24 protein-coding genes are annotated in these 23475 nt (G+C 69.9%); 12 read left to right on the top strand and 12 right to left on the bottom strand.

What is annotated here, in order from left to right; translation table 11 throughout:
* Positions 1-22: 22 nt before the first annotated feature.
* The gene (locus tag ACQ860_RS17000) at positions 23-1132 is read right to left on the bottom strand and encodes a glycosyl hydrolase family 8 (protein ID WP_431304520.1); all 1110 of its coding nucleotides are present in this window, start codon (positions 1130-1132) and stop codon (positions 23-25) included.
* A gap of 266 nt (positions 1133-1398) precedes the next feature.
* Between ACQ860_RS17000 and ACQ860_RS16995 the strand changes: the two genes are divergently transcribed.
* The gene (locus ACQ860_RS16995; protein WP_431304519.1) at positions 1399-2289 is read left to right on the top strand and encodes a fumarylacetoacetate hydrolase family protein; all 891 of its coding nucleotides are present in this window, start codon (positions 1399-1401) and stop codon (positions 2287-2289) included.
* Complete coding sequence (locus ACQ860_RS16990; RefSeq protein ID WP_431304518.1) at positions 2289-3326, top strand: 5-methyltetrahydropteroyltriglutamate--homocysteine methyltransferase; 1038 nt, start codon at positions 2289-2291, stop codon at positions 3324-3326. The genes ACQ860_RS16995 and ACQ860_RS16990 overlap by 1 nt, the downstream gene beginning before the upstream one ends.
* Positions 3327-3497: 171 nt before the next feature.
* Here the strand turns inward: ACQ860_RS16990 and ACQ860_RS16985 are convergent, their stop codons facing one another.
* On the bottom strand, positions 3498-4280 hold the full coding sequence (locus ACQ860_RS16985; RefSeq protein WP_431304517.1) for an N-acyl homoserine lactonase family protein: 783 nt from the start codon (positions 4278-4280) through the stop codon (positions 3498-3500).
* 77 nt (positions 4281-4357) lie between these two features.
* On the opposite strand from ACQ860_RS16985, the gene ACQ860_RS16980 reads away from it, so the two are divergent.
* On the top strand, positions 4358-5491 hold the full coding sequence (locus ACQ860_RS16980) for a zinc-dependent alcohol dehydrogenase family protein (RefSeq protein WP_431304516.1): 1134 nt from the start codon (positions 4358-4360) through the stop codon (positions 5489-5491).
* 113 nt (positions 5492-5604) lie between these two features.
* Here ACQ860_RS16980 and ACQ860_RS16975 read toward each other — a convergent pair whose 3' ends face one another.
* Both ACQ860_RS16975 and ACQ860_RS16970 read right to left on the bottom strand, forming a co-directional pair.
* Positions 5605-6792 (bottom strand): vWA domain-containing protein, encoded by a 1188-nt coding sequence (locus tag ACQ860_RS16975; RefSeq protein WP_431304515.1) that lies wholly within the window; start codon positions 6790-6792, stop codon positions 5605-5607.
* Positions 6793-6890: 98 nt separating this feature from the next.
* Complete coding sequence (locus ACQ860_RS16970; protein WP_431304514.1) at positions 6891-7769, bottom strand: AAA family ATPase; 879 nt, start codon at positions 7767-7769, stop codon at positions 6891-6893.
* A 53-nt stretch (positions 7770-7822) separates the two neighbouring features.
* Here ACQ860_RS16970 and ACQ860_RS16965 point away from each other — a divergent pair, with 53 nt between their 5' ends.
* Together ACQ860_RS16965 and ACQ860_RS16960 are read left to right on the top strand one after the other, a co-directional pair.
* The gene (locus tag ACQ860_RS16965; protein WP_431304513.1) at positions 7823-8155 is read left to right on the top strand and encodes a hypothetical protein; all 333 of its coding nucleotides are present in this window, start codon (positions 7823-7825) and stop codon (positions 8153-8155) included.
* Positions 8156-8164: 9 nt separating this feature from the next.
* Positions 8165-8707 (top strand): Spy/CpxP family protein refolding chaperone, encoded by a 543-nt coding sequence (locus ACQ860_RS16960; protein ID WP_431304512.1) that lies wholly within the window; start codon positions 8165-8167, stop codon positions 8705-8707.
* Positions 8708-8710: 3 nt separating this feature from the next.
* Here ACQ860_RS16960 and ACQ860_RS16955 read toward each other — a convergent pair whose 3' ends face one another.
* From ACQ860_RS16955 to ACQ860_RS16940, 4 genes are all read right to left on the bottom strand, one after another.
* Positions 8711-9190: an RNA pyrophosphohydrolase gene (locus ACQ860_RS16955; RefSeq protein ID WP_431304511.1), complete on the bottom strand. Its 480-nt coding sequence runs from the start codon at positions 9188-9190 to the stop codon at positions 8711-8713.
* Positions 9187-10203 (bottom strand): divergent polysaccharide deacetylase family protein, encoded by a 1017-nt coding sequence (locus ACQ860_RS16950; protein WP_431304510.1) that lies wholly within the window; start codon positions 10201-10203, stop codon positions 9187-9189. The genes ACQ860_RS16955 and ACQ860_RS16950 overlap by 4 nt, the downstream gene beginning before the upstream one ends.
* A gap of 19 nt (positions 10204-10222) precedes the next feature.
* Positions 10223-11617: a S41 family peptidase gene (locus tag ACQ860_RS16945; RefSeq protein ID WP_431304509.1), complete on the bottom strand. Its 1395-nt coding sequence runs from the start codon at positions 11615-11617 to the stop codon at positions 10223-10225.
* A 237-nt stretch (positions 11618-11854) separates the two neighbouring features.
* Positions 11855-12457 (bottom strand): NeuD/PglB/VioB family sugar acetyltransferase, encoded by a 603-nt coding sequence (locus ACQ860_RS16940; protein ID WP_431304508.1) that lies wholly within the window; start codon positions 12455-12457, stop codon positions 11855-11857.
* Positions 12458-12511: 54 nt separating this feature from the next.
* Here ACQ860_RS16940 and ACQ860_RS16935 point away from each other — a divergent pair, with 54 nt between their 5' ends.
* On the top strand, positions 12512-14059 hold the full coding sequence (locus ACQ860_RS16935; RefSeq protein ID WP_431304507.1) for a serine hydrolase domain-containing protein: 1548 nt from the start codon (positions 12512-12514) through the stop codon (positions 14057-14059).
* A 4-nt stretch (positions 14060-14063) separates the two neighbouring features.
* On the opposite strand, the gene ACQ860_RS16930 is transcribed toward ACQ860_RS16935, so the two are convergent.
* Complete coding sequence (locus tag ACQ860_RS16930) at positions 14064-14300, bottom strand: DUF2171 domain-containing protein (protein ID WP_431304506.1); 237 nt, start codon at positions 14298-14300, stop codon at positions 14064-14066.
* A 247-nt stretch (positions 14301-14547) separates the two neighbouring features.
* Between ACQ860_RS16930 and ACQ860_RS16925 the strand changes: the two genes are divergently transcribed.
* The 4 genes from ACQ860_RS16925 to ACQ860_RS16910 are packed head-to-tail and all read left to right on the top strand — an operon-like array spanning position 14548 to position 18652.
* Complete coding sequence (locus ACQ860_RS16925; protein WP_431304505.1) at positions 14548-16053, top strand: replicative DNA helicase; 1506 nt, start codon at positions 14548-14550, stop codon at positions 16051-16053.
* Positions 16054-17094 (top strand): alanine racemase, encoded by a 1041-nt coding sequence (gene alr, locus ACQ860_RS16920; protein WP_431304504.1) that lies wholly within the window; start codon positions 16054-16056, stop codon positions 17092-17094. It begins immediately after the preceding gene.
* The gene (locus ACQ860_RS16915) at positions 17091-17876 is read left to right on the top strand and encodes an MlaE family ABC transporter permease (protein WP_431304503.1); all 786 of its coding nucleotides are present in this window, start codon (positions 17091-17093) and stop codon (positions 17874-17876) included. Before alr ends, ACQ860_RS16915 begins: the two co-directional genes overlap by 4 nt.
* Complete coding sequence (locus tag ACQ860_RS16910; protein ID WP_431304502.1) at positions 17873-18652, top strand: ABC transporter ATP-binding protein; 780 nt, start codon at positions 17873-17875, stop codon at positions 18650-18652. The genes ACQ860_RS16915 and ACQ860_RS16910 overlap by 4 nt, the downstream gene beginning before the upstream one ends.
* A 56-nt stretch (positions 18653-18708) precedes the next feature.
* Here ACQ860_RS16910 and ACQ860_RS16905 read toward each other — a convergent pair whose 3' ends face one another.
* The 3 genes from ACQ860_RS16905 to ACQ860_RS16895 form a co-directional block, all read right to left on the bottom strand.
* Positions 18709-18945, bottom strand: a complete 237-nt coding sequence (locus ACQ860_RS16905; protein WP_431304501.1) for a hypothetical protein — start codon at positions 18943-18945, stop codon at positions 18709-18711.
* Between the two features lie 2 nt (positions 18946-18947).
* The gene (locus ACQ860_RS16900) at positions 18948-19151 is read right to left on the bottom strand and encodes a hypothetical protein (RefSeq protein WP_431304500.1); all 204 of its coding nucleotides are present in this window, start codon (positions 19149-19151) and stop codon (positions 18948-18950) included.
* Positions 19152-19215: 64 nt separating this feature from the next.
* The gene (locus tag ACQ860_RS16895) at positions 19216-21105 is read right to left on the bottom strand and encodes a transglycosylase domain-containing protein (RefSeq protein ID WP_431304499.1); all 1890 of its coding nucleotides are present in this window, start codon (positions 21103-21105) and stop codon (positions 19216-19218) included.
* A gap of 229 nt (positions 21106-21334) precedes the next feature.
* Between ACQ860_RS16895 and accD the strand changes: the two genes are divergently transcribed.
* Positions 21335-22204, top strand: a complete 870-nt coding sequence (accD, locus tag ACQ860_RS16890; protein ID WP_318648946.1) for an acetyl-CoA carboxylase, carboxyltransferase subunit beta — start codon at positions 21335-21337, stop codon at positions 22202-22204.
* Complete coding sequence (locus ACQ860_RS16885) at positions 22201-23475, top strand: bifunctional folylpolyglutamate synthase/dihydrofolate synthase (protein ID WP_431304498.1); 1275 nt, start codon at positions 22201-22203, stop codon at positions 23473-23475. Before accD ends, ACQ860_RS16885 begins: the two co-directional genes overlap by 4 nt.

The raw sequence follows: 23475 nt of genomic DNA, 5'->3' as shown, positions 1-23475 counted from the left end.
ATTCATTGTATATCAATGTGGCTCAAATCAGATCAGAATCGCGTGCCGCGAGCGTCGAGAGCAGGCTCAACGCGCCAGAGTAGTAGTCAGGCATGGGTGGCACCGCCGTTCCCGGCATGGCCAGGCGGGCATGGCGGGGGGCCGCCGGCGCGGCGCGCCGGGCGCTGGCCAGCGCCGCGACGCCCCCGATGCCCGGGGAGGCCGCATAGGGCGAGATGATGTTCGTGGTCAGGTCCACCCAGGCCGGGAGGTGCCGGTGGCGCGGATCATTCCAGAAATCGGCGGAGCCCGTCAGGCTCGGCTCCTGCGCCAGGCCGACCCAGGCCATGTAGAGCGGCACGCGCAGCGCGTCATAGGAGAAGCGCGGCGCCCAGTCGCCAGGCAGGGAGAGCAGGCCGTCCACCCGGCGTACCGCGAGCCAGTCGGGCGGCAGGCCCCAGCGGCCGAAGCGCCCGTTGCGCAGCAGCGCCACGCCATCGGCGGCGACGCGCAGCCAGGCGGGGTCTGGCACGGCCTGGGCCAGCGCTCGGATCGCCGGGAAGGCGTAGTAGGAAGGATTCACGATGGTGTGGTCGGCGCGCTCGAAGCCGCGGGCGCCGGGCAGCAGAACCCAATAGGTGCCGGCCCGGCGGACCAGCAGGCGCAGGATGTCCCGCGCCATGGCGGTGCCCTGCGCCGTATGGTCGCGGTTGCCCCAGCGCTGCCCGGCCTCGAGCAGGGCCCAGGCGATGAAGAGATCGCCATCCGTCGCGTTGTTGGGGTCGTCCACCGGGTTGCTGGAATTGGGACGGAAGCGCCAGGAGAACAGCTCATCCTGCGGGCGGCGCAGCGTGGTGACTGTCCAGGCCAGGATGCGGTCGAAGGTTTCGCGGTCATCGGCGCGGACGGCCGACATCAACGCCCAGCCCTGCCCCTCGGAATGGGAGATGTTCTGGTTGCCCGTGTCCACGATCCGCCCTTCCGGCGCCAGGAAACGGTCCCGAAAGGCGGCCCATTCGGCGCGCTGGATGTCACTGGGCGCGCGCGCCGGGGAGGCGGCGGCCAGTCTGGGGGCAAAGGCGGGAAGCGCCGCGGCGGAGAGCCCGAGCAGGGCGCCGCGGCGCGACAATCCAGGGGGGGCAACCAGGGTCAAGCGTCGGTCCTCGGCCAGGGGGATTACCAGAGGGATTATCAGGGAAGTTCGCCAGGAATGGTCCACCACACGGACCGCCAGCACCGGAATGCCAGGGGTGTCGCGGGTTTGGTTGGGCGGAACTTACGGCGATGATCGCAAAGGTTGCAATCGAAATGTTGCATAAAAAACGGTATGTCTCGCAATTTAAGACATTCCGACCGGGGGCTTGCCAAAGCGGGCGGCTCGGCTTCCCCTGCGCTCCCGTCCCAGAAAGAGACCATGTCATGGCCCTTCGCCTCGTCACCTTCTCCCATGCCAACACCACCCGCCCCGGCGCCATGCTGGGTGATGCCGAGGTGCTGGACCTGGCCGCCGCCGGCCTGCCGCAGGCCGACATGGCCGCCATCATCGCCGCCGGCGCGCCCGCGCTGGCCGCCATCCGGGCCCTGGTGGCCAATCCGCCCGCCGCCGCGCGGGTGCCGCTGGGCTCCGTGAAACTGCTGGCCCCACTGCCCCGCCCGGCCCGCAACATCTTCTGCGTCGGCCGCAACTACATGGACCATGTGGCCGAGGGCGACCGCACCCGCGGCATCACCAATTCCGAGCTGCCCAAGTTCCCGCAATTCTTCACCAAGGCGCCGGAGACGGTGATCGCGAATGGAGACACCATTCCGGACCATGGCGCGACCGGCGTGACCCAATGGCTCGATTACGAGGCCGAACTGACGCTGATCATCGGCAAGCCGGGTGCCAACATCGCGAAGGAGGATGCGCTCAGCCACGTCTTCGGCTGGACCATCGCCAATGACGTGACGGGCCGCGACCTGCAGCGCCGCTACGGCCAGTGGTTCAAGGGCAAGTCGCTGGACGGCTCCTGCCCGCTCGGCCCCTGGATCGTCCCGGCGGATGAACTGGATGCGAGCGACCTCGCCATTCAGCTCTGGATCAATGGCGAGCAGCGGCAGTCCAGCCGCACCAGCAAGATGATCTTCGACGTGAAGGAGATCCTGCATCACCTCTCCAAGGGCTTCACGCTCCTGCCCGGCGACGTGGTGATGACGGGCACGCCCGAGGGCGTGGGCTATGCCATGCAGCCGCCGCAGGTGCTCAAGACCGGTGACGTGGTGAAGATCCGCGTCGAGGGCATCGGCGAACTGACCAATCCGGTCGGCTGATGCGCCCCTTGCCCCTGCTGCCCACCACCGTGGTGGGCAGCTATCCCCAGCCCGCCTGGCTGCTGGACCAGGAGGCGCTGCGCTCGCGCCTCGTGCCGCGCGTGCGCGCCCCCGAGATGTGGCGCGTGGCGCCCGAGTTCCTGGCCCAGGCGCAGGATGACGCGACCGTGCTCGCCATGCGCGACATGGAGCGCGCGGGCATCGACATCATCACCGATGGCGAGATCCGCCGCGAAAGCTATTCCAACCACTTCTCTTCGGCGCTGGACGGCATTGATCCATCCGGCCCCGGCGAGGTCGTGGGCCGCACGGGGGCCAAGACTCTGGTGCCCCGCGTGATCGGGCGCATCCGCCGCAAGCACGCCGTGGAGGTGCGCGACGTGGCCTTCGCGCGCGCCAATACCGACCGCGCGGTCAAGATCACCCTGCCCGGCCCCTTCACCATGAGCCGGCAGTGCCAGAACCTGTTCTACAAGGACGAGGCGGAGCTCGCGATGGACTACGCCATCGCGCTCAACGCCGAGATCCGCGAGCTGAAGGCGGCCGGCGCGGATGTGATCCAGCTGGACGAGCCCTGGATGCAGGCCTTCCCGGACATGGCGCGCGCCTTCGCCGTGCCCGCCATCAACCGCGCGCTGGAAGGGATCGAGGGCACGACCGTCGTGCATCTGTGCTTCGGCTATGCGGCCATGGTGAACCAGAAGCCCTCCGGCTACTCCTTCCTGCCGGAGCTGAGCGATTGCGCGGCGGGGCAGATCTCCATCGAGGCGGCGCAGCCGAAGCTCGACCTCGCCATCCTCAAGGAGCTGCCGGGCAAGACCATCATGCTCGGCGTGCTCGACCTCGGCTCCAAGGAGGTCGAGACGGCGGAGGTGGTGGCGGATCGCATCCGCGCGGGCCTCAAGGTGCTGCCCGCGGAGAAGATCGTGCCGGCACCCGATTGCGGGATGAAGTACCTCCCGCGCGAGCGCGCCTTCGGGAAGCTGAAGGCGCTGGCGGAGGGGGCCGCGATCGTGCGGCGCGAACTCGGGGCTTAGGGGCGTCGGCGAGAGGGCTTTGCCCTCTCGCGCTCACCCGACAGGAAACTCAGTTTCCTGGAGCTTCGAATCTAGAGCGTCCTGCGTTCACATGCGTTCACTTCGCTCGCTCTAGGTTTTGCTGAGAGGATGATTCAGCGTTTCGGCGATTCCGCCTCAACGCATCATGCGCTAAGCCGGCGCTACGTCCAGGCGGATCACATCCGGTGCAACGGCCGGATACATCGCCATCACCTTCGGGTCGTGGCCGGGAATCACATGCTGCCGGCTCTCGCCCAGGCTCGGCAGCATCGCCTGGGCGGCGAGGTAGTCCTCCACATTCACCACCACCGGGAAGGGCACGCCCGTCTCGACATTGGCGAAGAAATGCATGGCGTCGGAGGCCAGCACGACCCAGCCGCGCTTCGTGTGCACGCGCACCACCTGCAAGCCCGGCGCATGGCCGCCCACATGGCGCACGGTGATGCCGGGGGCGACCTCGCTCTCGCCCTCGTGAAACGTCACGCGCTCGCCATGCACCAGGCGCACGAAGCTCACCACCTGCTCCACGTCATAGGCGCGGCGGAGGAAGGGGCGGCACATGCAGGGGCCGACCGCGTGCTGGATCTCGCAGGCCTGGGCGTGGAAGCGGGCGCGGGGGAATTTCTCGAAATTGCCAGCGTGGTCCCAGTGCAGATGCGTGCTGATGATGCCGGTCACGTTCTCCGGCTTCACGCCCAGCGCGGCGAGGCCTTCCGTCGGGCAGCGCAGGAAGTCATGGCCGCGCTTCGTGCAGGTCTCCCGGTCGGCGCCGCTGTCGATGAGGATGGCATGGCCGTCGCGCACCGCCGCCCAGACGAAGAAATCCATGGGCATGGGGCCGTCATGGATGTCGCCCGGCGCCACCATGAAATTGTCCCGTACCTGCCGGCGCGGATTGGTGGCGTAGCGGATGGCGTAGAGCTCGTAGGTCATGTCGTTTCTCCCTTTCGGTGATGCTGGACAGGCCGGCGAGCGGCGTCCAGCCTGGGCGCGAAACGAGGAGACGCGCCATGCGCATGAAAGCCGCCGTATTGCAGGCCCAGGGCCTGCCGCGCCCCTATGCCGAGACACGGCCGATGAGCATCGAGGAGGTGGAGCTGGCACCGCCCGGCCCGGGCGAGGTGCTGATCGAGATCGCGGCCGCCGGCCTCTGCCATTCCGATCTTTCCACCATCGAGAATCAGCGCCCACGCCCGCTGCCCATCATCATCGGCCATGAGGGCGCGGGCATCGTCCGCGCGCTGGGCGAAGGTGTCACGGGGCTGAAGGAGGGCGACCATGTCGTGGCGCTCTTCGTCACGAGCTGCGGCGAGTGCCGCTATTGCGTGCGCGGCCGGCCGAACATCTGCGGCGCCTCCTTCGACACGCGCGCCAAGGGCACGCTGATGTCGGGCGCCAGGCGGCTGAAGCGGCTGAATGGCGAGGTGGTGAACCACAATTCCGGCCTCTCGCTCTTCGCGCAATTCGCGGTGGTGATGCGCGACAGCCTGGTGAAGATCGAGAAGGACATCCCGCTGGAGGATGCGGCGCTCTTCGGCTGCGCGGTGATGACGGGCGCGGGTGCCGTCATCAACACGGCGCGGCTGAGGCCCGGCGAGGAGGTGGCGGTGGTGGGCCTCGGCGGGGTCGGCATGAATGCGCTGCTGGGCGCGGTGGCGGCGGGCGCCTCACGCATCATCGCGGTGGATACGAGCCAGGCGAAGCTCGACCTCGCGCGCGAATGGGGGGCGACGGACACCTTCCTCGCGGGCAATGCGGATTGCGCGGCGGCGGTGCGGGACGCGACAGCGGGCGGCCTGGATACCGTGATCGAGACCGCCGGCACCATCCCGGCCTTCGAGCTGGCCTATGCGATCACCGCGCGTGGCGGCAGCACGATCAGCGCCGGATTGCCGAATGTGGCCGCGAAATTCTCCTACCTGCACGCGGCGCTGGTGAGCGAGGAGCGCAGCATCCGCGGCAGCTACATGGGCAGCTGCGTGCCCAACCGCGACATTCCGCTGCTGCTCAGCCTCTACCGGCGCGGCAAGCTGCCGGTCCAGAAGCTGCGCAGCGGCTTCGTCAGCCTGGAGGAGATCAATGAGGGCTTCGACCGGCTGGCGGAGGGGACAGTACTGCGGCAGATCCTCAGACCGAATGGGTAGAGCATGATCCGCGGAGGCGAGACGCCGAAGCGGTGAATCATCCTCTCAGCGAAGATCGCATGATCCGCGGAGGCGAGACGCCGAAGCGGTGCGTCGTGCTCTCAGCAAGGCGCTCAGCGCAGCGCCTTCGCCATGTCGTCCAGGCCTTCCAGCGTCATCGGGAACATACGCCCCTCCATCGCGTCCTGGATGAGGCCGATGGAGGTGGTGTAGCCCCAATGCTTCACCGGCGTGGGGTTCAGCCAGGCGACGCGGCGGAAATGCGCCGTGATGCGCTTCAGCCAGACCTTGCCCGCCTCCTCGTTCCAATGCTCCACGCTGCCGCCGGGTTCCACGATCTCGTAGGGCGACATGGAGGCGTCGCCGACGAAGACCACGCGCCAGTCGGGGCCATAGGTGCGCAGGATTTCCCAGGTGGGCGTCTGCTGCTCGGCCCGCCTGCGGTTGGACTTCCAGAAGCGCTCATAGGGGCAGTTGTGGAAGTAGAGATGGACGAGGTGCTTGAACTCGGACTTGGCCGCGCTGAACAGCTCCTCCGAGGCGCGGATGTGGTCATCCATGCTGCCGCCGATGTCGAGCAGCAGCAGCACCTTGACCGCGTTGCGCCGCTCGGGCCGCATCTTGAGGTCGAGCGTGCCGGCGTTGCGCGCGGTGGCGCCGATCGTGCCGTCGATGTCCAGCTCATCCGCCGCACCCTGGCGCGCGAAGCGGCGCAGGCGGCGGAGTGCGAGCTTCATGGCGCGGCTGCTGAGACCCGCGTCATCGGCGAGGTCGCGGAATTCGCGCTTGTCCCAGACCTTCACGGCGCGGCGGTGGCGTGAACCTTCCTGGCCGATCCGCACGCCTTCCGGGTTGAAGCCCTCGGCGCCGAAGGGCGAGGTGCCGTTGGTGCCGATCATGCGGTTGCCGCCCTGGTGGCGCTTCTTCTGCTCGGCGAGGCGTTCCTTCAGCGTCTCCATCAGCTTCTCGAAGCCGCCCAGCGCCTCGATCTTCTTCATCTCCTCGGGGGAGAAGAAGCGCTCGGCGAGCTTTTTCAGCCATTCCTCCGGCAGTTCGCGCGGGATGAGCTCCCCCGTGACGGTGGTGGCGGGTTCCAACCCCTTGAAGACCTGGCCGAAGACCACGTCGAAGCGGTCGAGGTGGCGCTCATCCTTCACCAGCGTGGCGCGGGCCAGGTGGTAGAAATCCTCAAGGTCGTAATCGGCCACGCCGGCCTTCATCGCGCCCATCAGCATGAGCCATTCGGTGAGCGAGGCGGGCAGGCCGGCCTTGCGCAACTCGAGGATGAAGGGGGCGAACATGGCCTAGGTCCGATCGCCCATGGCCGGCTTCGGCCATGGCGTGAATCGGCCCGCCAAAGACGTGGCGATGAGGGGGTGCGGACGCATGTCGAACTCCCTCATCGCCGCGCCCGGCTCAGGAAGGCCAGCCGCTCGAACAGATGCACATCCTGCTCGTTCTTCAAGAGCGCGCCATAGAGCGGCGGGATCGCCACCTTCGCATCGCTGGACCTCAGGGCCTCCGGCGGCATGTCCTCGATCATCAAGAGCTTCAGCCAGTCCAGCAGCTCGCTGGTGGCGGGCTTCTTCTTCAGCTCATTCACCTCGCGGATCTGGAAGAAGACGTTCAGCGCCTCGCGCGCCAGGTCGGCGCGCAGGTCGGGGTAGTGGGCCTGGAGGATGCGCTCCATCGTCTCGCGGTCGGGGAAGCGGATGAAGTGGAAGAAGCAGCGGCGCAGGAAGGCGTCCGGCAGCTCCTTCTCGTTGTTCGAGGTGATGATGACGATGGGGCGATTGCGCGCCACGATCGTCTCCTTCGTCTCGTAGACGTGGAACTGCATGCGGTCGAGCTCGAGCAGCAGGTCGTTCGGGAATTCGATGTCGGCCTTGTCCACCTCATCAATGAGCAGCACCACCGGCGTCTCGCTCGCGAAGGCCTCCCAGAGCTTGCCGCGGATGATGTAGTTCGACACGTCCCGCACGCGCTCATCGCCGAGCTGCCCGTCGCGCAGGCGGCTCACCGCGTCATATTCGTAGAGGCCCTGCTGTGCCTTGGTGGTGGATTTGATGTGCCACTCGATCAGCGGGTAGCCCATGCTGCGGGCGATTTCCTGCGCCAGCACGGTCTTGCCGGTGCCGGGCTCGCCCTTGACCAGGAGGGGGCGTTGCAGGGCGATGGCGGCATTGACCGCCACCTCCAGCTCGCGCGGCGCGATGTAGCGTTCGGTGCTGGCGAATTTCTTCACGGTTCGCGGGGCCTCATGGTTCGGTTGCGGCATCTTCGCGCTTTCCTGTCTTGCGGCAAAGGGCGCGGCGTGTTTTCCCCCGGGCCATGGACATCTACTTCGTCGCCCTGGTGGCGCTGGCCATCGCCGGAATGATCGAATCGCGCAGCTCCACCCCGGGGTTGCGTCCCGAATATGAACCGGCGGACCGCGCCTTCCGCTGGCTCGGCCGCTCCGCCTTCGCCATGTGGCTGGCGCTGCTCGCCTTCGGCTTCTGGCAGTATCCCTGGTGGCAGCCGCTCGCGGGGCTGGTGGGCTCGCTCGCGGCCAATGCGCTGGTGCTGCAATATGGCGCGCGGCCCTATTGGCCCGGGGTGGCCATGGGGCTTGCGCTGCTGGGGCTCGGCCTCGCCAGCAAGGTCTTCTTCGACGCCTTCTGAAAGACCCGCATGATCCGCCGCCTCGCCCTCGCCGCCATCCTCCTCGCCACCCCCGCCCTGGCCCAGCACGGCCATGACGCCGGCATGCAGCAGCGGGAGATCCGCGCCCTTTCGGCCCAGCAGGTCGAGGAGCTGCTGGCCGGGCGGGGCATGATGCTGGCGCTCGCCGCCGAGCTGAATGGCTGGCCCGGGCCCATGCATGTGCTGGAGCTGGCCGAGCCGCTGCACCTGACGCCCGCGCAGCGAGGCGAGACGGAGGCGCTGATGGCCACGCATCGCGCCGAGGCGCGGCGGATCGGCGCCGAGATCGTCGAAGCGGAGCGCGGGCTGGACGCGGCCTTTCGCGAACGGCGCATCACCACGGCCGAGATCACGGCAGAGACCAGCCGGATCGGCGCCTTGCAGGCGGCGCTGCGGGCGGAGCACCTGCGGACGCACATCGCACAGACCGCGCTGCTCACCCCCGCGCAGGTCACGCGCTATGGGGAGCTGCGGGGCTATGCGGGCGGGCAGCCGCCGGCCGCGGCGCCGGGGCACCGCCACCGGCACTGAGGCTCAGGCGGCAAACCGCGCGAAATCCGCAGCCAGCCGCTCATAGATCGCGCGCTTGAAGGGCACCGCCATCCCCGGCAGTTCCGCCAGCCGCGCCCAGCGCCAGGCGTCGAATTCCGGATGGGGGTCGAGGTCGAGGCGGATGTCGGAATCCGCGCCCAGGAAGCGCAGCGCGAACCATTTCTGCGTCTGGCCGCGATACCTGCCACCCAGCGCCTTGCCGATCAGCTCGGGCGGGAGGTCGTAGTTCAGCCAGTCCGGGTGCTCGGCCAGGATCTCGGCCTTCGCCGTGCCGATCTCCTCTTCCAATTCCCGGAAGACGGCGACGGCCGGGTCCTCGCCCTCATCCATGCCGCCCTGGGGCAATTGCCAGCCGCCGGGCGAGCCCTCGGCATTGGGCATGTCGGCGCGGCGGGCGACGAGGATCAGCCCCGCCGCGTTGAACAGGACGGCGCCCACATTGGGGCGATAGGGCAGCATCATCGGGTGGCGATCTCCGGGCGGCGGACCAGGGCGGTGACGGGAGCGAGCGCCACGCCGCGGGCATCGAGCCCGGCGGTCCAGGCGGCAAGGCGTTCGAGGGCCACGGGCGTCACCTCGCCCAGATAGCCCAGCGCGCCGCCACGCTCACGCGCTAGGCGCTCCAGCAGGGCGAGGCGCTGCTCGATCTCGCCGCGGGTGTGCGGCTCATCCACCACCACATCCACCGTATAGCCCCAGGCGCGCTGCGGGTGGGGCGCACCGGGGCGGACGTCGAAATAGAGCAGGCCGCGCGCGCTCAGCGCCAGTTGCATCTGCGCGAAGGGCTCGGCCATGGCCGCGAAGCGCTCGCCGCGCATGGAGGTGAGCGCGCCCACGGCGCCGACATGGCCGGGGTAGCGCGCCAGCAGCCATTCCAGCCGCTGCGCGTTCTCGCCGGCGGGCAGGCCCGTCAGCAGGGCGCGGTGGCCCGGGTCGTTCATCGGGAAGCCCGTCGGCTCCATGGGCAGGGCAAGCAATGTCTCGAAATCGCGCTCCTTCGCCTCCTCGATCAGGGGCGCGGGGTTGGGCGCATAGGGGGTGAAGGCGAGGGCGATGTTGCGGGGCAGGGTGCGGATCGCCTGCTCCGAGAGGCTCGCGCGCAGGCCGATGCCGCCGAGGATGAGCGCCACGCGCGGCCGGGGGTCCTGCCGGTCGAAGGGGCGGGCATAGACACGCATGGGCATGCTGCCATCCGGCCCGATGCGCGGCAGGGCGCCCATGGCGGTGAATTCGACCAGGGCCGGGTCCACATGGCGCGCCAGTGCCTCGGGCACGCCGCGCGGCGGCGCGGGCGTGGGCGGCGGCATCTCGGCCGGGGCCAGGGCGAGTTCAGGGGTCTCGGCGGCGGGGGGCGGGCCGAGCAGCGCCAGCGTGACGCCGCCGCCCCCGAAGCCGAGCAGCACCACCACCCAGAAGACGCCGAGCCAGATCCAGCCGCGCCGCCCGCCTTGCGTGTTCAGGCTCTCCTCAGGCACGGCGGGCGGGATGGGTCATTCAGCGCTGCGCGCGGCGCTGCGGGTTGGCGGCCATGGCGCGCACCAGCGAGAGGCCCTGCTGCAGCTGGAAATCCGTCTCGGGCTTGGTGATGTCGAGCGCGGGCCAGCCCTCGGGCGGCTGGCTCTGCACGCGCTCGGTGATGGAGGCGGGCAGGTTGAGCGGCGGCAGCGTGACCGTGGGCGGCGCGGGCGTATTGGCGCCCTCGGCACGGAGCGAGCGGCGGAGGTCCTGCTCGCGGTCGCGCGTGGGCGCGGCGGCGGCGGTCTGGGCATCCTGCCGCGTCGCGCGCACCTCGAAATCGGGCTCGATGCCGGTCGCCTGGATGGAGCGGCCGGAGGGGGTGTAGTAGCGCGCCGTGGTCAGGCGGATCGCGCCATTGTTGCCGCCGAGCGGCATGACGGTCTGCACCGAGCCCTTGCCGAAGCTGCGCGTGCCGAGCACCACCGCGCGGCGGTGATCCTGCAGCGCGCCCGCCACGATCTCGGAGGCGGAGGCGGAGCCGCCATTGATCAGCACCACCATGGGCAGGCCCTGGGTGATGTCGCCGGCGCGGGCGTTCCAGCGCTGCGCATCCTCGGGCCGGCGGGCGCGGGTGGAGACGATCTCGCCCTGTTCCAGCAGGTCATCCGTCACCTGGACCGCCTGGTCGAGCAGGCCGCCCGGGTTGTTCCGCAGGTCGAGCACGACGCCGCGCAGATTGCCGCCGGCCTGCTGGCGCAGCGTGGTCATGGCGCGGCGCAAATTCACCTCGGTCTGCTCGTTGAAGGAGGTGATGCGGATATAGGCGATGTCATTGCCTTCCAGGCGGAAACGCACCACCTGCGGGCGGATCACGTCGCGCGTGATGGAGATTTCGAGCGGGCGCTGCTCGCCCTCGCGCCGGACGGTGAGGCGGATCGCGGTGCCGCGCTCGCCGCGCATCTGGTCCACCGCCTCCTGCAGCGTCATCCCCTGCGTGGAATTGCCGTTGAGGTGGGTGATGAAGTCGCCGGGGCGGATGCCGGCGCGGGCGGCGGGCGTCTCGTCGATCGGCGAGATGACGCGGATATAGCCGCCCTCCTGCGTCACCTCGATGCCGAGGCCGCCGAATTCGCCGCGCGTCTGCACCTGCATGTCGCGGAAGTTGCGCGGGTTGAGATAGGCGCTGTGCGGGTCGAGGCCGGTGAGCATGCCGTTCACGGCGTTCTCCACCAGGTCCCGGTCCTGCACGGGTTCCACATATTCGGCGCGCACGCGGGCGAAGACGTCGCCGAAGAGCTGGAGCAGGCGGTAGGTCTCGGCGCGGCCGCCATCGCCCGCCCCCTGCGCCCAGGCCGCGACGAGCGGGCCGACGATGATGCCCGCCGCGAAGGCGCCCGCCACGGCAGCGGTGGTCCCGACCTTGAGCTTCATCCAGCGAGCCTCATTCCCAGTGGTTCCGGGCGCCCATGCCTGATGCGCCCGAATGTTTCACGTCTACGCTCCGCTGATGGCACGCGGCGCCGCCCGGGGCAAAACCGGGCCTCGCCAAGCAATACTCCATCATCACGCCCAGGAAAGCTTAAAGCTTCCGGAACGCCGCGCAATAAATCCCGACATGCGCTTCGGGGGTTGGAATGCAACCCCGTGTCACGCTTTGTCTCAGACGTCTCAGGAGGGGGGATGACCCGCCGCGCCGGTCAGCACGGTGCCGGGCGGCACATCGGCCAGGACGGCCGTACCCGCCCCCACCACCGCATCGGCCCCGATGGTGAGGTTGGGCGCCACCACGACGCCGGCGCCGACCATGGCGCGCGCCCCCACCCGCACACCGCCGCAAAGCACGGCGCCGGGGCCCACATGCGCCCCCTCCTCCAGCACCACGTCATGCTCGATGATGGCGCCGGTATTGACCAGGGCGAGGCGACCGATGCGCGCCAGGGCGCCCAGCACCACGCGCGGCATCACCACGGCGCCCTCCGCGATCTCGGCGCTGCGGGAGCGGGTCACGGAGGGGTGCAGCAGCACCGGCAACGGGCAGGCCAGCCGCGCCGCCGCCTCCAGCCTGAGGCGGTTGCCGCCGAGCGCGATCAGCAGCGGCCCGCCATCATGCGCCAACTCGTCACCCAGGACGGGCAGGCCCAGCAGGGGCGGCAGGGGCGCGCGGGCGTCCAGGAAGCCCAGCGGCGCGAAGCCGGTATCCCAGGCGGCCTCGCAGACGGCGCGCCCATGGCCGCCGGCGCCCAGAATCACCACCCGCACGGGAATAACCATGTGGTGGAGTCGGAAATTTCGTGTAGGAGGTTCACGCCAGGGAGTTTTCGGGACATGCGGGATTTGGATTTGCTGCGGCTGGAACGCCGGGTCGGCCTCATGCTCGCCCCGCTCGCGGAGCAGCCGGGGGCGACGATCGGCGTGACGCGGGACGGCGTGCTGCTGCTGCGGCGTTCGGTCGGCCTCGCCTCGCTCGACCTGCATGCGCCGCTCGGCGTCACCAGTTGCTTCCGCATCGCCTCCGTCTCCAAGCAATTCACCTGCGCCGCCATCCTGCTGCTGGAGCGTGACGGGCTGCTCAGCCCCGGCGATCCGGTGCGCCGGCATCTGCCGGAGCTGCCCGAATCGCTCGGCAGCATCACGCTCGATCACCTGATGCGCAACTCTTCCGGCCTGCGCGACATGCTGGAATTGCTGCGCCTGGGCGGGGCGGACCTCGCGACACCCGTCACGCCCGCCGATCTGAACGCCGCCATCGCGCGCCAAACCACGCTGAACTTCGCGCCCGGCTCGCGCTTTCTCTACTCCAACAGCGGGTTCTGGCTGCTGGGGCGCGTCATCGAGCGCGTCTCCGGCCTGAGCCTCGCGGAATTCCTGGAGAGCCGCATCTTCCTGCCGCTCGGCATGACGCGCACGCGCCACACGCCGGACCTGGCGCGGCCGGTGCGCGGCCTCGCCACCGGCTACCTGCCCGACGGCGCGGGCGGCTTCACCACCGCGCGCCATGGCTTCCCGCTGGGCGGCGAGGGCGGCCTGGTTTCCTGCGTGGAGGATCTGGCGCTCTGGGCGCGCAGCCTCTCGGTGGGGGGCCTGGGCGGCGAGATCGAGACGCGGCTCGAGGCCACCGCCCCGTTCACCGGCGGCGCGATGAACCGCTACGCGCTGGGCCTCGATGTGGAGCATTGGCGCGGGCTGCGGCTGGTGAGCCATGGCGGGCTCTGGCCCGGCTACAAGACGGCCTTCCTGCGCGTCCCCGACAAGCGACTGACCGTGATCGCGCTCACGAACAACGCCGCGCTCGATCCGCACCACATGGCGCTGCAGGTGCTGGAGGCGGCGCTGGGGAATGACCCGACGCTGCAGCCGGAGCCGCCGGCGCTGGACCACAGCGCCATGACGGGCAGCTGGGTCAGCGAGTCGGACGGGCTGTCCCTGGACATCACGGCGGAGGGCACGGCGCGCATGCATGGCGTGCCCTTCGCGCTGACCCCCACCGCCGATGGCCGCATGAAGGCGCGGCGCGGCGCCTTTCCCTTCCTGGCCAGCTTGCCCGTGGGCGATGCGATGGAGGTGGAGTTGGATGCCGGCCACCGCGCCCTCTTCCGCCGCGCCGTGCCTCTGCCGCCGCCCGCGCTGGAGGGCACCTGGCATTGCGCGGAGCTGGCCGCCGTCTGGCGCATCGCGGATGGCGTGATGCAGGCGGAAGGCCCGGTGCGGCGCGGGCCTGCTTCGGCCATCACCGCGCTGGGGCCGCGCCACCTGCGCGTCGCCATGCCCTCCTCGCTCTTCGAGGGCTGGGCGGATGCGGTGCTGGCCGAGGATGGGCGCAGCATGGTGGTGAACGCCAGCCGGGCGCGGGGGCTGGTCTTCACCCGCGCCTGAGGCGTTACATCGTGCGTGCCCGCAGCGCTTCCTCGTGATTCATGGTGAGGACCACGCGACCGCCCTCGACGCGGGCGATGGCGGTGAGCGGCAGGTAGTGGTGATGCCCGCCGCCATCGGGATCATCGCCCTTGGTCAGCTTGATCCGATCGCCCTCCATATGATCCACCGTGCCGACATGCATGCCGCAGCTGCCGACGACCTCCATATGCTCCTCGATCTGCTCCCGCATGCCGCTCATGGCGCTCTCCTTTCCTGGTGTGAGGCGGTTCAACGCCTTGCGCGGGCCCGCGTTGCGGCGACACGCGGGCCCGCGTTGCGGCGACACGCGGGCCCGCGTTGCGGCGACACGCGGGCCCGCGTTGCGGTGATGCGGGGGGCCGCGTTGCGGTGATGCGCGGGCCCGCGTGGGGGAATGGGAGTTAGCCCCGTTATCCACAGGCGATGACCATGGCTTCGGGCGGGGCGCGGGAGTATGGAAGGGGCAGATGAACAGCATCCCCCCACCTCCCGATGATCGCGGGCTTTTCGGCCTCGGCTCCCGCCTGCCGCCCGCGAGCCTGGAGGCGGAGCAGGCGCTGCTGGGCGCGCTGCTCGCCAACAACAAGGCCTATGAGCGCGTCAGCGAATTCCTGGAGGCCGAGCATTTCGCCGACGCCATCCATGGCCGCATCTATGCCGCGATCCGCCGCCGGGTGGAGAATGGCCAGCTGGCCGATGCCGTCACCCTGCGCCACGAATTCGAGCACACGGGCGAATTGGCCGAGGTGGGCGGCCCCGCCTATCTGGCGCAGCTGCTGGGCGCCATGGTCGGCATCGTCAATGCGGGCGAATACGGCAAGCTGATCCATGACTGCTACATCCGCCGCCAGCTGATCGACCTGGGCGAGCAGGTGGTGAACCGGGCCTTTGGTTCGGAGCCCGAGCTGGAGGGCAAGCACCAGATCGAGGCGGCGGAACAGCAGCTCTTCGACCTCGCGACCGAGAAGGCGAGCGAGGGCGGCGCCATCAGCTTCGAGCGCGCGCTGATCCGCGCCGTCGAAGTGGCCGCCAAGGCGAAGGAGAGCGGCGGCGGCGTCTCGGGCCTCTCGACCGGGCTGCGCGACCTCGACGCCAAGATGGGCGGGCTGCATGACAGCGATTTGATGATCCTGGCCGGGCGCCCCGGCATGGGGAAGACCGCGCTCGCCACCAAGATCGCCTTCGGCGCGGCGCGCGCCCTGCTGCGCGAGGCGGAGGAGACGGGCGGCAAGCCCGGGCAGGTCGCCATCTTCTCGCTGGAAATGAGCGCGGACCAGCTGGCCAACCGCCTGCTCTCGGAAGCCAGCCGCATCCAGGGCGACCGCATCCGCCGCGGCGAGATCAGCCAGCGGGAATTCGACCATTTCGTCGGCGTCAGCCGCGAGCTGGCGCAGCTGCCCATCCTGATCGACGACACGCCGGCCATCACGCTCTCGGCGCTGCGCACGCGCTGCCGGCGCATCCAGCGCACCAAGGGGCTGCGCTTCCTGGTGGTGGACTATCTCCAGCTCATGCGGCCCGCCGCCGGCACGCGGCCGGAATCGCGCGTGCTGGAAATCAGCATGATCACCCAGGGGCTGAAGGCGATCGCGAAGGAGCTCTCCATCCCGGTGATGGCGCTCTCCCAGCTCTCGCGCGCCGTCGAGCAGCGCGAGGACAAGCGGCCCCAGCTGAGCGACCTGCGTGAATCCGGCTCGATCGAGCAGGACGCCGACAGCGTTTCGTTCATCTACCGCGACGAATACTATTTGAAACAAAAAGAACCGAAGATCACCAACTACCCCGACGACGCCAAGTTCCAGGACGCCATGACCCGCTGGCAGCAGGACATGGAACGCGCCCACAGCAAGGCGGACCTCATCATCGCCAAGCAACGCCATGGTCCCACCGGGACCATCCCGCTCTTCTTCGAGGCCGAGTTCACCCGATTCGGCGATCTCGACACCACGCATGAGCAAAGCTATGGCGATTGAATGCCCCATGGCCTTTTGACCATTGATTGCGGCGCGGTGGTGCGGAACTGGCGCCGCCTCGGCGAGATCCACGCGGGCGGCGCCGTCGCCGCCGTGCTGAAGGCCGATGCCTATGGGCTGGGCGCCGCCCCCATCGCGCGCGCGCTGCGCGAGGCCGGCTGCCGGCATTTCTTCGTCGCCACCGTCGAGGAGGGCGAGGCGCTGCGCGCCATGCTGGGCGAGGGGCCGATGGTGGCGGTGCTGGGCGGCTTCGCGCCCGGAAAGCATGCGGGCCTGACGCCCGTGCTGAACAGCCTGGACGACATCGCGGCCCATTCCGGCCCGGCCATCCTGCATGTGGACAGCGGGATGTCGCGCCTTGGCCTCTCGGCCGACGAGCTGGAGCGGCTGGCGGAGGAACCAGCCCTGCTCGATGGCGTCGAGCTGCTCTACGTGATGACGCATCTCGCCGCCGCCGAGGATCCGCATCACCCGCTGAACCTCGCGCAGCTCAATCGCTTCAACGAGGCCTGCCTGCGCCTGCCGCGCGCGCGGCGCAGCATCGCCAATTCCTCGGGCATCTTCCTCGGCCCCCGCTTCGGCAGCGAGCTGGCGCGGCCGGGGGCGGCGCTCTACGGCCTGAACCCGACGCCGGGGCGGCCCAACCCGATGGAGCCGGTCTTCACGCTGAGCGGGCAGGTTCTGCAATTGCGCGACATCCCGGCGGGGCAGACGGTGGGCTATGGCGGCACCTGGCTCGCCACGCGGCCGAGCCGCATCGCCACCATCGGCATCGGCTATGCGGACGGCCTGCCGCGCGCGGTAGAGGGACGCCTCAAGGGCCGCTATCGCGGGCAGGATTTTCCGCTGGTGGGCCGCGTCTCGATGGACCTGACCACCTTCGACGTGACCGGCATCACGGACCTGAAGCCGGGCCGCTGGATCGAGCTCATCGGCCCGCACCAGGATGCCGACAGCGTGGCGGCCATGGCGGGCACCATCGGCTATGAGCTCCTGACCTCGCTCGGGCGGCGCTTCAAGCGGGACTACCTCCCGGCATGAACAGGCTCCTCGACGCGCTCGCGCTGGTCGGCCGTGGCCTGATCGGCGCCTGCCGCACCCTCGGCGATGTCGCGATCTTTGCGGCGGTGGGGCTTTCGCACCTCGTGCGGCCGCCCTTCCATTTCCGGCAGTTCTGGCGGCATTTCGTGGAGATCGCCTATTTCTCCCTGCCCGTGGTGGCGCTGACCGCGCTCTTCACCGGCATGGTGCTGGCGCTGCAGAGCTTCACCGGCTTCTCCCGCTTCAATGCCGAGAGCGCGATCGCGAGCGTGGTGGTGCTCTCCGTCACGCGCGAATTGGGGCCGGTGCTGGCGGCGCTCATGGTGGCCGGCCGCATCGGCGCGGCCATGGCGGCCGAGATCGGCACCATGCGCGTGACCGACCAGGTGGATGCGCTGACCACGCTCTCGACCGACCCGATGAAGTATCTCGTCACGCCGCGGCTGGTGGCGGCAACGCTGGCCATGCCGCTGCTGGTGATCGTGGCGAACATCCTGGGCGTGCTGGGCGGCTTCCTGATCGGCACGGTGAAGCTCGGCTTCGTGGCGCAGACCTATCTCGACAACACCTGGGACGTGCTGGAGGTGATGGACGTGGTCAGCGGCCTGGTGAAGGCCGCGGTCTTCGGCTTCGTCATCGCGCTGATGGGCAGCTGGTGCGGCTACAACAGCCGGGGCGGCGCGCAGGGCGTGGGCCAGGCGACGACGGCGGCGGTGGTGGCCTCCTCCATTCTCATCCTCGCGCTGGACTATGTGATCACCGAGGCGTTTTTCAGCCGATGAGCGCGTCCGCCACTCCAAAGATCAGGCTGCGGGGCCTCACGAAATCCTTCGGGCCGAAGCGCGTGCTGGATGGCGTGGACCTGGATGTGCGGGCCGGACATTCCATGGTGCTGCTGGGCGGCTCGGGCTCCGGCAAGTCGGTCACCATCAAGTGCATCCTGGGCCTCATCACGCCGGATGAGGGGCTGATCGAGGTGGATGGGCAGGATATCTCGAAGCTCTCGCGGCGGGACCGCACGGCGCTGCGCGACCGCATCGGCATGCTGTTCCAGAACGGCGCGCTCTTCGACAGCCTGCCGGTCTGGGAGAATGTCTGCTTCAAGCTGCTGGCGCAGAAGCGCATCACCCGCGCCGCCGCGCGCGACAAGGCGGCCGAGGTGCTGGCGCAGGTGGGCCTCGCCGCGAGCGTGGGCGATCTCTCGCCGGCCGAGCTTTCGGGCGGCATGCAGAAGCGCGTGGCGCTGGCCCGCGCGGTGGCCGCGCAGCCCGACATCATCTTCTTCGACGAACCGACGACAGGCCTCGACCCGATCATGGGGGCGGTGATTGACGGCCTCATCGTGGATTGCGTGGAGCGGCTCGGCGCCACCGCCTTTTCGATCACGCATGACATGGCGAGTGCCAGGCGCATCGGCGATGACGCCGCGATGATCCACAAGGGCCGCATCGTCTGGACCGGCAGCGCCGAGCATCTCGGCGAAACGGGCAACGCCATGGTGGACCAGTTCGCGCGCGGCGAGCGCGAGGGGCCGATCCAGATGGAGCTTCGGAAGTAGGCGTTGCCGAGAGGCTGATTCACGCCTTTGGTGACGCCACCAAAGACGATCAGACTCTATCCCCGCTTCGAGGCGCTGTGCTTCGAGCTCTTCACCGCCGGGTCATGCGAATGCGCCCTGTCGCGCTCGCCCCCGCCGCCCGAGACGCGGGAGGGGCCGGTGCTGGTGGGCGGGCCGGGCTCCGCCGCGTCCTCCTCGCGTGTCGCGTGCCCGTGCGCGCCGCCCTGGTGGCTGCTGCCGGGGCCGCCGCCATGCGGATCGTTGTTCTTCTGGGTGCTGCGGGGCTTGCTCATCGTCAGCGGTCCTGCTGCCGGCCCTGGTTGTTGCTGTTCTGCGCGATGTTCCCCTGGCGGCCCTGCTGCGCGAGGTTGCGGTCGCGGTTCCGCGCCGTCTCGCGGGCCTGCTCGGCGGGAATGTCGGCGGTGGTATCGCTGCGCGCGGCGCCGCCCTTGGGCGAGCGGTTCGCCGGGGGCACGGGGGGCAGATGGGCTTTGGACATGGGGCCTGTCTCCTGAAGGGCGATGCCTTCAGAACAGGCCCGGAGGCGGCGGGTTGCGCCAAGCTCAGGGCGCGCGCGCGGCCTCGATGATCTCGCGGAAGAGGCGGGCCGGCAGGGTACCGCCACGCACATCATCCATGCCCGTGTTGTCGTCATTGCCGAGCCAGACGCCGATGACGAGCGGGCCGGAGGGCATCTGCACGAAGCCCGTGAACCAGGCGTCGCGGTAATCCTGCGTCGTGCCGGTCTTGCCGCCGGTGACGAGACCCGGGATGGCGGCGGCGCGGCCGGTGCCGTTGCGGACCACGCTCACCATCATGTTGCGCATGCGCTCGGCCGCCTCGGAGCTGATCACCTGGGCGGGCACGGTGCGCGGGACGGGGAGCGTGCGGCCCTCAGCCTCCACGCGCTGCATGCCGTAGGGCGTCACGCGCCGGCCGCCATTGACCATCGCGGCATAGCCGGCGGCGAGGTCGATCAGCTTCACCTCGCCCGTGCCCAGTGCGATGGAGGCGTCGCGCGGGAAGCGGCCCTGGACGCCGAGGCGCATCGCCACATCGGCGACGCCGCGCGGGCCGCCGCCCATCTGCATCACCCGGACTGCGGCGGTGTTCACCGAATGGGCGAAGGCCTCATCCAGCGTGATGGAGCCCCGCGTGCGCCAATGCCCGTTGGAGGGCGACCAGCGGCCCATGCTGAGCGGCCCGTCGGCCACCTGGTCGAAGGGCGAGGCGCCGTGTTCGAGCGCGGCCAGATAGACCATCGCCTTGAAGGTGGAGCCGGGCTGGCGGCGCGCATCGGTGGCACGGTTGAAGGGGCTGCGGCGGAAGTCGCGCCCGCCCGCCATGGCGCGCACGGCCCCCGTATTGGCATCGAGCACGACCACGGCGCCCTGCCCCACCCTGGCCTCGCGCCCGGCCTGGTCGAGCAGGGCGGCGAGGCGGGTTTCGACGGCGTTCTGCCAGCGCGGATCGAGCGTGGTGCGGATCACGAGGTCGGCACTGCCGGGGAAGGCGGCGGGAATGTCCTCGAAGATCCAGTCGGCGAACCAGCCGCCATTGCGCGAGGGGCGCGGCGGGATCGCCATCTCCTGCACGGCGCGCTCCATCTGATCCGGGGTGATGGCGCCGGTGGCGACCATCGCGGCCAGCACGTCCCGCGCGCGGGCCATGGCGCCGTCCGGGTTGGCGCGCGGGCTGTAGCGCGAGGGGGCCTGAGGGAGGCCGGCCAGGATGGCGGCCTGGGGCAGCGTCAGCCGCCGCGCCGAGACGCCGAAATAGAGGCGCGCCGCCGCATCCACGCCATAGGCGCCGCCGCCCAGATAGACGCGGTTCAGGTAGATTTCGAGCAGCTGGTCCTTGGTGAAGCGGCGCTCGAGCCAGAGCGCCATGATCGCCTCCTGCACCTTGCGCCGCGTGCTGCGGGCCGGGCTGAGGAAGAGGTTCTTCGCCAATTGCTGCGTGAGGGTGGAGCCGCCCTGCACCACGTCACCCGCGTTCCAGTTGGCATAGGCGGCGCGGGCCAGGCCGATCACGTCCAGGCCGAAATGCTGGTGGAAGCGGCGATCCTCGATGGCGAGAAGCGCGGCGGGGAGATGGGCCGGCAGGTCGCGCAGGCGCAGCGTCTCGCCATAGAGATCGCCCTGGTTGGCGAGCGGGCCGCCCTCCGCCGTCTGCAGGGTGACGCTGGGGCGGCGCTGGTGGGTGAGGGCCGAATCCACGCGCGGCATGTCATGCGTGAACCAGATCAGCAGCGCGCCAAAGGCGAGCAGGCCCCAGATGAGCAGGATGATGGCGAGCCGCAGCAGCAGCCCGCCCAGGCTGCGGCGGCGCTTCGGCGCGGCGGGGCGCGCGCTGGATTTTGGCCCGCTCGGGGGGGACCGTGGTTCGACCCGGGGGGAGGGCCGGCTGGCAGGGGCCGGGGTTCGCAGCCTGGCGGCTGCCACTCTCGGCATGCCGAGGCTTTAGCATGGCGGGCGCGGCCGCGCATCAGGGAGTTTGGGGCGGCGTCCTTCCCGCTTGACCCCAGGCCCCCGCCCCGCCATCTCCCTCCTGTCGCAGCGCTCCGAGGATCCGGCCGCACCGCGGCCGGCGGCCACGCGATGAGCGTCGGACCGGCGCACCATGTCTGAGGGCCGAAAGCCAAGCCGGCGGAGCTGGCGCCCGGCGTTTGAGGGCACGAATATGAACTGGATTTCCGAGTGGGCGCTGCCCAAGATCAAGACGCTCTTCGGCACCTCGCGCGAGATGCCGGACAATCTCTGGCACCAATGCCCGAGCTGCCAGAAGATGATCTTCCAGACGGATCTGGAGAAGAACCTCCGCGTCTGCACGCATTGCGGCCACCATATGCGTCTCTCGGCGAAGCAGCGGCTCGACGCCACGCTGGATGAGGGCTGGCAGAAGATCGAGTTGCCCAAGGCGCCGGCCGATCCGCTGCGCTTCCGCGATCAGCGCCGCTATTCCGAGCGGCTTCGCGACGCCCAGACCAAATCCGGCATGGATGACGCGGTGGTGGTCGGTCATGGGCAGATCGAGGGGCAGCGCGCCGTCGTCGCGGTGTTCGAATTCGCCTTCATGGGCGGCTCCATGGGCGCGGGCGTGGGCGAGGCGATCGTGACCGCCGCGCGTCTCGCCGTCCTGCAGGACGCGCCGCTGATCGTCTTCGCCAGCTCGGGCGGCGCGCGCATGCAGGAGGGCGCGGTGAGCCTGATGCAGATGCCGCGCACCGTCATCGCGACGCAGATGGTGAAGGATGCGGGCCTGCCCTTCATCGTGGTGCTGTGTGATCCGACGACGGGCGGTGTCACCGCCAGCTTCGCCATGCTGGGCGACATCCAGATCGCCGAGCCGGGCGCGCTGATCGGCTTCGCGGGTGCGCGGGTGATCGAGCAGACGGTGCGCGAGAAGCTGCCCGAAGGCTTCCAGCGCGCGGAATACCTGCTGGAGCACGGCATCCTCGACATGGTGGTGAAGCGCGCCGAAATGCGGGAGACTCTGGCGCGGGTGATCCGCCTGCTGCGCGCCGCCGAGGAAGCGCCGGCCGCGGCATGAGCGGCGCCACATCGGGCCGCTCCGAGGCCATCATCGAGCGGATGCACGCGCTGCATCCGAAACTCATCGACCTGAGCCTGGGGCGGCTGGAGGCGCTGCTCGGCAAGCTCGGCCACCCGGAGCGCATGTTGCCGCCCGTGGTGCATGTCGCCGGCACCAACGGCAAGGGCAGCACCTGCGCCTTCCTGCGCGCCATCGGCGAGGCGGCGGGGCGGCGTGTGCATGTCTATACCTCGCCCCACCTCGTCCGCTTCCATGAGCGCATCCGGCTGGCGGGCCAACTCGTCGGCGAGGACGCGCTGAGCGACGCGCTGGAAGAGGTGGAGCGGGTGAATGGCGACACGCCCATCACCGTCTTCGAGATCACCACCGCCGTCGCCCTGCTGCTCTTCAGCCGCGTCCCGGCGGATTTGCTGGTGCTGGAGGTCGGCCTCGGCGGCCGCTTCGACGCGACCAATGTCGTGGCTTCCCCGGCGGCGACGGCGATCGCCAGCATCTCCATGGACCACATGGAATTCCTGGGCGACACGATCGGCAAGATCGCCTTCGAGAAGGCCGGGATCATCAAGCCGGGCGTGCCCTGCGCCACCGGGCGGCAGCAGCCCGAGGCGCTCTCCGTCATCGCCGCGCGCGCGGCGGAGCTGGGGGCGCCGCTGCTGGCCCGCGATGCGGCCTGGCGGATGGAGCGTGCGGGCACGGCGCATCGCTACACCGATGCGGCGGGCGAGATCACCATCCCGGAACTCGGCCTGCGCGGCGCGCACCAGCCGGACAATGCCGGCATCGCCATCGCGGCCCTGCGCGCCTGGAACCCGGCCTGGCTGAACGAGGACGCCATCATCCGGGGCGCGGCGGCCGCCGAATGGCCGGCGCGCATGCAGCGGCTGCGCGGGCGGCTCGCCCCCCCTGCCCCCTGGGAACTCTGGCTGGATGGCGGGCACAATGCGGGCGCCGGCCAGGCGCTGGCGGCCACGCTGGAGGAGTTCCGCGACCGGCCTTTGCACCTCGTCATCGGCATGAAGCAGGGCAAGACGGCCGCGGGCTTCATGGCCCCCATCCTGCCGCTCGCCACCAGCGTGAGGGCGGTCTCCGAGCCCGGGCAGCACCTCGCGATGCCGGTGGAGGACATCATCGCCGCCAGCGGCGGCGTGGCGAAGCCGGGGCCGGATGTGCGGGCGGCGCTCCGGCGCATCCAGGCGGAGGAGGCGCCGGGCCGGGTGCTGATCTGCGGCAGCCTCTACCTCGCGGGCGAGGTGCTGAAGCTGGATTGA

Source organism: Sediminicoccus sp. BL-A-41-H5 (genome assembly GCF_050632405.1).
Lineage (GTDB): Bacteria > Pseudomonadota > Alphaproteobacteria > Acetobacterales > Acetobacteraceae > Roseococcus.
Note: the sequence above shows the minus strand (reverse complement) of the source record. Positions and strands in the feature narration are given on the sequence as shown.

Coding starts and splice junctions, on each gene's coding strand:
- ACQ860_RS16995 (WP_431304519.1), top strand. CDS start 1,399: ATGGCCCTTCGCCTCGTCACCTTCTCCCATGCCAACACCACCCGCCCC.
- ACQ860_RS16990 (WP_431304518.1), top strand. CDS start 2,289: ATGCGCCCCTTGCCCCTGCTGCCCACCACCGTGGTGGGCAGCTATCCC.
- ACQ860_RS16985 (WP_431304517.1), bottom strand. CDS start 4,280: ATGACCTACGAGCTCTACGCCATCCGCTACGCCACCAATCCGCGCCGG.
- ACQ860_RS16980 (WP_431304516.1), top strand. CDS start 4,358: ATGCGCATGAAAGCCGCCGTATTGCAGGCCCAGGGCCTGCCGCGCCCC.
- ACQ860_RS16975 (WP_431304515.1), bottom strand. CDS start 6,792: ATGTTCGCCCCCTTCATCCTCGAGTTGCGCAAGGCCGGCCTGCCCGCC.
- ACQ860_RS16970 (WP_431304514.1), bottom strand. CDS start 7,769: ATGCCGCAACCGAACCATGAGGCCCCGCGAACCGTGAAGAAATTCGCC.
- ACQ860_RS16965 (WP_431304513.1), top strand. CDS start 7,823: ATGGACATCTACTTCGTCGCCCTGGTGGCGCTGGCCATCGCCGGAATG.
- ACQ860_RS16960 (WP_431304512.1), top strand. CDS start 8,165: ATGATCCGCCGCCTCGCCCTCGCCGCCATCCTCCTCGCCACCCCCGCC.
- ACQ860_RS16955 (WP_431304511.1), bottom strand. CDS start 9,190: ATGATGCTGCCCTATCGCCCCAATGTGGGCGCCGTCCTGTTCAACGCG.
- ACQ860_RS16945 (WP_431304509.1), bottom strand. CDS start 11,617: ATGAAGCTCAAGGTCGGGACCACCGCTGCCGTGGCGGGCGCCTTCGCG.
- ACQ860_RS16940 (WP_431304508.1), bottom strand. CDS start 12,457: ATGGTTATTCCCGTGCGGGTGGTGATTCTGGGCGCCGGCGGCCATGGG.
- ACQ860_RS16935 (WP_431304507.1), top strand. CDS start 12,512: ATGCGGGATTTGGATTTGCTGCGGCTGGAACGCCGGGTCGGCCTCATG.
- ACQ860_RS16930 (WP_431304506.1), bottom strand. CDS start 14,300: ATGAGCGGCATGCGGGAGCAGATCGAGGAGCATATGGAGGTCGTCGGC.
- ACQ860_RS16925 (WP_431304505.1), top strand. CDS start 14,548: ATGAACAGCATCCCCCCACCTCCCGATGATCGCGGGCTTTTCGGCCTC.
- alr (WP_431304504.1), top strand. CDS start 16,054: ATGCCCCATGGCCTTTTGACCATTGATTGCGGCGCGGTGGTGCGGAAC.
- ACQ860_RS16915 (WP_431304503.1), top strand. CDS start 17,091: ATGAACAGGCTCCTCGACGCGCTCGCGCTGGTCGGCCGTGGCCTGATC.
- ACQ860_RS16910 (WP_431304502.1), top strand. CDS start 17,873: ATGAGCGCGTCCGCCACTCCAAAGATCAGGCTGCGGGGCCTCACGAAA.
- ACQ860_RS16905 (WP_431304501.1), bottom strand. CDS start 18,945: ATGAGCAAGCCCCGCAGCACCCAGAAGAACAACGATCCGCATGGCGGC.
- ACQ860_RS16900 (WP_431304500.1), bottom strand. CDS start 19,151: ATGTCCAAAGCCCATCTGCCCCCCGTGCCCCCGGCGAACCGCTCGCCC.
- ACQ860_RS16895 (WP_431304499.1), bottom strand. CDS start 21,105: ATGCCGAGAGTGGCAGCCGCCAGGCTGCGAACCCCGGCCCCTGCCAGC.
- accD (WP_318648946.1), top strand. CDS start 21,335: ATGAACTGGATTTCCGAGTGGGCGCTGCCCAAGATCAAGACGCTCTTC.
- ACQ860_RS16885 (WP_431304498.1), top strand. CDS start 22,201: ATGAGCGGCGCCACATCGGGCCGCTCCGAGGCCATCATCGAGCGGATG.